This window comes from Novosphingobium profundi, assembly GCF_018491765.1.
GTDB lineage: Bacteria > Pseudomonadota > Alphaproteobacteria > Sphingomonadales > Sphingomonadaceae > Novosphingobium > Novosphingobium profundi.
Window position 1 is genome coordinate 1 of record NZ_JABWCU010000053.1, and the last position, 5008, is coordinate 5008.

The window sequence follows — 5008 nt, forward strand, 5'->3', positions numbered from 1 at the left end:
CAGATCCAGACCGATGATGCTAACTTCACCCATGGATGCCTTCTCCTCTGCTGTGACGTTCGGAAACATCACAATGGCACATTCGATGCCGTCGGGAGGGGGCATCCACTCCATCACTTCTCAGTGGCAATCAACATTCCCGCTCTTCCTCTTTCCGCAAACAGGGGTTGGGGCGCTTAAAGGGTATCTGACTGGCTTTTTCTATTTGGCGGCCTGGGGGCCTTTGTACGCGGTTTTGCACATGTTCATCATGGGGCGGGAGGAGTCCGCCATGGCGGCCGCAGCGCCCGGTGGTTTCAAGATGAGCACGATGGAAGGCATCGATGCCGTCAACGGGGACACGGCGACAATCGCCGGGTTCATGATGATGTCGATTCCCTTCCTTGCGGCGGGCTTGGCCCGCGGCGCAATGGCGGTCTCTACCCAGGCAACGTCGATGCTCGCTCCGGCGCAGGCGGCGGCTGAAGCGGCGGCGGCCGAGCGCACGACTGGAAACTACTCCTACGGAAATCAAAGCTTCCAGAACCTGACAGGGAACGTCGTACAGCGAGATCACTGGAATACCGCGCCATCGTTCACGGCCGGTGCTGGCATGATGAATTATGTCAACGAGAATGGGACGAAATATGGTGTTGCCGCCGATGGCACTGTGATCTACGACAATCGCCCAGGCATGAGCAATCTCGGGTTCTCAGCGTCGATGATGAGCTCGACGATGGGAGAGAAGACCCAGGCTGCAAGCGAGATCGAGTCGTACCGGCGTGGTCTCCAACACGAGATGTCCGAGCTACTCTCATATGGCCAGCGACGGGGCTTTAGTGTGTCGTCCGGATCGCGTTATTCCTCTGGCACAGAAACAGCTTCAGGTGTGCGCCTTGGGGCAGGCACGAGCGATTCACTTACCAACTCCAAGGGCCGCACGGAGCAACTCGCCCAAGGTCGTGACATCAGCCAGGGAGCGGAGATTCAGCGAGGTTCATCGGATCAATATCGGGATCAGACTTCGACCAAGTGGGGTGTTGACGCCAGGATTGGTGTTCCAAAATTAGGAGGGGGAAAGAGCGAAACAGGTAATGGCGCCGGCGCTGCAATGCCTGGCGCAGATGGTCAGGAAGGAGGTAGCAAGGGTCGGGGCAGGGCGGCTGCCAAAAGGCTTGGCGATGCTTCAAGCGCAGGTGTTAGCGGAAGCTATAACCACGAGACCTCGGATGGCGTATACCTTACGAGCAACTCGACATCGAACAGGGCTGATCGATCGACGTCTAGCGCGTCCGAAAGCAACCGGAGCGGGGAGGAGTACGCCAAATCTTCGCGGACGTCTGAGGATCAATTTGACAGTACCACAAATACTGATCGGTCCGAATCCTTCCATGGGGTCACCCTTACACAGGATGAATACCAGGATCGTGTTCGGTCCATTGCGGATCGGATGACCGAGGCTGAGGAGGTTCAGCGATCGCTCGGAACGACATTCACAGCCCGAGAGGGTGGGGGGCTTCAGGCGTCGAACGATTTGTCTCAGATTATCGCCAGTCGTTATGCGGATTATGCCAATAGTGAGCGTTTTCGTGGCATAGCCCCGTCGCTCCAATCGACAGATTTAACCCCTGCTCAGATGCGGGCGAGACAGCTGATCGTCGATGAAATCGGGAAAGATTATATCGAGGAGATCATGGCGCCTGTTCGCGAGCACATGGTGTCTCCAATGGAGGGCCACGATCCTCTGCCAGGTCCCGGTGACTTTAGTCGTGCTGATTTGTCTCGAGTACCTGGCGGCGGCGGAGGACGTGGGGTTAGCCGGCCAAAGCTTGATACCGAGGGATATCGCGACAAAGTAGGGGATCAGATTGACGAAGGCGGAAAATCTCTAGACGCTTCGCGTTCGGCGGCTGAAAGGAGCCGCTCGTCATCGGTCATCGGGGCGTCCGACCTCAATCAGAAAGTCGATGACCAGTTGGACCGGAGATGGTTTGAAGAAAAGGGGCGCAACCGTTAAAGGGCTGCGATCCCCAAGAAAAATACCACAAAAATAGTCATGATAATGGGAAGTAGGATCTTTGCAGACTGTGCGTCAAAGTCCTCGCACGCGACAGATGAGGATGAGAATTCCTCGTCGCAACGATTTCGGAAATCATCGTCCCACTGCATCATGCCAAGAGCCTCGCCGGCGACTGAACCGTCAAATGGCATTGTCATAATACAACTCCTTTCGTTTACGTTATCACAGCTCTCGTCCAAAATCTATGGATGAGCTGTGAGCGTAGAGGAAAGGGGTTGTTATGGTTGCGCTGTTAACCGGTCTGCCGCTAGGTTATCGCGACCATGACGCAGGCTAAGATCCAAAAGATGGCTGACAGGCAACTCGAGCTTTATCTGGCTTTCAGATGCAGGTTGCTGACGGGCGATTTCATGGCTGATGAGGGCACCGGAAGCAGAGCTTTTGCCGAAGAAGCAGGCCTTCCGTACCAGGCGTCGGTTGGTCTGTTGAACGGCTTATCCAGTGACGGGTATCTTGAGCGTAGGGGACATAGCTATTTTCCGGTCCTTTGGGACCAGAATCGGCTTTCCGACTGCTTTGACAGGCTAGGCGTTTTGGTTGGAATATGTGCAAGGCGGATCGTTGCCGATGATGTTCGCATGAAGCGTTTTCGGGAAGTGGTCAGTGCATCGATCGAATTGAAAATTGATGATGAGAATTTATTCTTAAAATACATTGAAGGAATTTCGCTACTATTTAGCGCAGGGTCTCGAAGCAACCTTTCTGAGGTAGTAGGTAGAATTGTCCCTCCGGCATTTTTTCGGGTTTGCTGGAATACTGTCGCGGGCAAGAGGATTTGCACGAGACTTAGACGCCTGGTCAACGATTGGTGCGAAATGGAAACGGAAAAGCACATCGCTGACGTAGAAGCGTCGATTATTAAAACCTGGCTGGACCTAAGGGCTCAAGTTCTCGATAAAGTTTCCAAGCCTGACGAGAACTGCCATGCGATAAATAGGACTGAAAGCCTTAATCGGGTTCGAGAGCGGGATTTCAGAGGGCGTGCAGTGAACATGTCCCTGCCGGCGTTTCCCATACTCATCCCTTTTTTGACGGCTAGCTTTGAGCCGTGGGTGTTCGAGGGTAGCTTGAACGAATGCGTGAATGCAGATCAATAGCAGCTTGGCTATCGCCAGTGCCCAAAGCTTTGATTAAGCGTTTAGTATTCCGAGAGAGGTCAGTCAGCATCTTATCGTCGAGTGCAGATGCCCATGCGTAAACCAGCGCTGGACGCGCGACATTCGAATATATCAGAAATAATTCCGGTTCTCCGATATGCGCAATAAGCCGTGACATAGTGGCCTGAGCTTTAAAGCATAAGCCAAGTGCGCTTAGCTTTTGTCTTCTTGAACTCCACATTGATTTGATTGGAGTAAGAACATCATATAGATTTTCTGCCTGAACTTTCGCCAACTCTAGGATGACGATTGCTTCCAACGCCATCAGGAAATCGATATCCCTTTGGTTTTCCTGGCCTCGATATTGAGCCCACTCGAAATGGGTTAGCTTGTGCTCGATGAAGCCCGTTGCTCGAAGTTCAGTGAACGTATTTTCAGCCCAGCTTTCCGTCTCGCTAAATAGCGCTGCGAGATCCTGTGGGGTGACCTTTCCTCTAGGCTTTTCACCCTTTGCTATTGACCAGCGGAGCTCCTCAATACGAGCGTCATCGGCTTGTCGAAAGCTGAGCATGGCCGTTTTATAGAGTTTGTCGAGCTGTTTGGCTGGTTGCATCATTTGCTTCGTATCACAGGTTTTAGCTCGGCCAAGGTGTTGGCCGCAGATTGCTAGTCCATAAGTCCTAAAATTTCCCGTGTGTGCTCGATAATGCGCTTTGCCTCGAGCGTCAGCGGCTCGAATGGGTCATGCTTCGCAACTCTCATTGAGACTGCGCTCAGCCGCTCAAGCTCTTTCAGATCTAAAGCGTGCCCTTCATTGCTCTTGCGCGCTGCCTCTGCAAGCGCCTGCAGATCGCCCAGGAGTGTGCTTAGAGTTCCGCCCGTTAGCATGGCGTATGTGCGCCATCGGACCCCCTAGGATCCTCTGAGGGCAATATGGACAGAGCATATGTATTCCTGGCCGCTCGGTAGGTCATGGCCGCACACTCCCTTTTCCGTACATGCATGTTGATGTCGGATCGCGGGTCCGGGCAATTGTGCTTCGTTGACCTGTGGTTTTTCCTCACTTGTGGTTTTTGTTGTATCCAATCGGATATAATGCTTGCCGTCTTGCGTTCGGCAGTCGGGCGAAGGTGGCTTTCGATTGGGCGATTTCACAAAGATCAGCGCCGATCAGGCTTCCAGGCTAGCCTAATCAAAAAGGCGGCCATAGATTATTGGAAATATCGCTAAGTTTGGTCCAATCTCTATGCACGTTGGGACCAAACCATAGGTATCTTAGATGCGATGGCGATGGCGTAGATTTCGTCGTTTTAGGTCAGGTGACGCTCAACTTTGAAGAGGGCAATGTGACAGAAACCGAGGCGCAGCAGGCTTTGGAAATGTTGACCCCAAAGCATGTGGAGGTGCTCGATCTCCTTGCGCAGCATTTGACGACGAAGGAGATTGCACGGCGCCTAGGTCTTGCTCCCACAACAGTCGATCAGCGGATTTCTGCCATTCGGGAGCGCTGGGGAACGACCAACCGAAAGGCCACCATACGACGCTATAGTGATTTATTATCGGCATGTGGAAAAACCACATATAGCATTTCTTCTGTCGACGCAGGGACATGGGAAGTCGATCGTGGGCCTAGCGATTCAGAGGTCGATCCTATCTTTTCGTTCGCGGCAAGTTGTGATGTTTCGGTCACCGACCAACTCAATGAACTTTTGAGACCGGATTATGGTAAGCGCGCATTTCGTAGCACGTTGCTTCCGGAGGCAGTGCGGCCATCATAGTTGACGCTGGACGAGACAGGCCATCGCGGCGACGTCGGCAGGTCAGGCGTGTTTTTCGAAGTTGAATGGCAGCA

At 53.2% G+C, this 5008-nt stretch carries 4 protein-coding genes; 3 read left to right on the forward strand and 1 reads right to left on the reverse strand.

What is annotated here, in order from left to right:
• The coding region (locus HT136_RS25800) for a conjugal transfer protein TraG N-terminal domain-containing protein (RefSeq protein WP_214202620.1) at positions 1–1996 on the forward strand (1996 nt) is incomplete at its 5' end.
• 326 nt (positions 1997–2322) lie between these two features.
• A complete protein-coding gene (locus tag HT136_RS25805; RefSeq protein WP_214202621.1) occupies positions 2323–3156 on the forward strand; it encodes a hypothetical protein in 834 nt (277 codons plus the stop codon).
• On the opposite strand, the gene HT136_RS25810 is transcribed toward HT136_RS25805, so the two are convergent.
• Positions 3095–3772 (reverse strand): hypothetical protein, encoded by a 678-nt coding sequence (locus HT136_RS25810; protein WP_214202622.1) that lies wholly within the window; start codon positions 3770–3772, stop codon positions 3095–3097. The two genes, HT136_RS25805 and HT136_RS25810, sit on opposite strands and share 62 nt — an antisense overlap.
• Positions 3773–4502: 730 nt before the next feature.
• Here HT136_RS25810 and HT136_RS25815 point away from each other — a divergent pair.
• Positions 4503–4934, forward strand: coding sequence for a LuxR C-terminal-related transcriptional regulator (locus HT136_RS25815; protein ID WP_343222328.1), 432 nt, complete (start codon positions 4503–4505; stop codon positions 4932–4934).
• Positions 4935–5008: the final 74 nt, after the last annotated feature.